Source organism: Burkholderia sp. lig30, assembly GCF_000687455.2.
In the GTDB taxonomy this organism is placed as follows: Bacteria; Pseudomonadota; Gammaproteobacteria; order Burkholderiales; family Burkholderiaceae; genus Burkholderia.
The window spans coordinates 1-1,032 of the sequence record NZ_JGVW01000005.1; the positions used below are offsets into that span (position 1 = coordinate 1).

At 65.2% G+C, this 1,032-nt stretch carries 1 protein-coding gene; it reads right to left on the reverse strand.

Going from position 1 to position 1,032, the window contains the following annotated elements:
* Positions 1–1,032: ShlB/FhaC/HecB family hemolysin secretion/activation protein (locus LIG30_RS00415; protein WP_038708676.1), on the reverse strand; the 1,032-nt coding region annotated here is incomplete at both ends.

The following is a 1,032-nucleotide window of genomic DNA, read 5'->3' on the forward strand; positions in this document are numbered from 1 at the left end:
GCCGTGCGATCGCGAACGGCACCGACAGGTTCGCGTCGAGCACGGCCATCTTGTAGCGGTACGTCGGACCGCCACCGGCAGCGGGGAGATCGTCTTGCGCGCCGAACGCGCCGATGCCCTGACGATAGGCGAGCGTGCCGTCGAACTGGGCGCCACCGAAGTAGTGGCGGTCGGTCAGGCCGAACTCGACGAACGTGTTGTTTCTGCGCTGCCGCGAAATCTCGGAGTCTTCGATGAAACTCCGGCCGAAGCGGCGCGACAGGCGGGCCTGCATGCCGAACACGTCGTTCTGGCTGCGCGCGAGGACGCGATGCAGCTTCATGTCGACCGTCTGCGAATTGCCGCTCGCGACGAACCGCTGGTTCACGCCGTCGATCTGCTGATAGTAGGTGTTCGTATACGCGGCCAGCGTCGCAGTCCAGTAGCCCCACGGGATCGAGTAGAAACCGTTCCAGCCGTGCGAGCCGAGGCCCCTGTCTCCGAGCTGGAGATCCTGGTTCACGCCGATGCTGAAGAGGTCGTTCAGGCCGAGCGGATTGTCGATGCCGACCGACAGGTTGCCCTGCAGCTTGCCCGTCGCGTGCGTGCCCGAGTTGTCGATCGACGCGACGACGGTCCATGGCTTGCCGCGTTTCACATCTAGGATGACGTCGCTTTCGCCCGGCATGTCGGTGGGGACGATCTGCATCGACACGTGCTGGCTCGTCACGCGCTTCATCTGCTCGATCCCTTGCTCGAGGTCGCGCAGGTTCAGTAATTCGCCGTCGCCGGTCGGGAACGCGGTTTTCCATGTGCCGCGCAGTTTTTCGTCGGCGAAGCGCACGCGGCGGATCACGCCGGGGATCAGCGCCAGCTTCAGCGCGCCTGTCGACAGGTCCTGCTCCGGGAGCAACACGCGGGTCGTGATGTCGCCGCGGGACAGGATTTCCTGCGACAGTCCCTTGACGAGCGTATCGACACCGGCCTTGCCGATGCAGGCGCCGGCGTAGTGCGCGAGCCACGCGTTCGCGAATGCGAAGCGGTCTTGCGGCA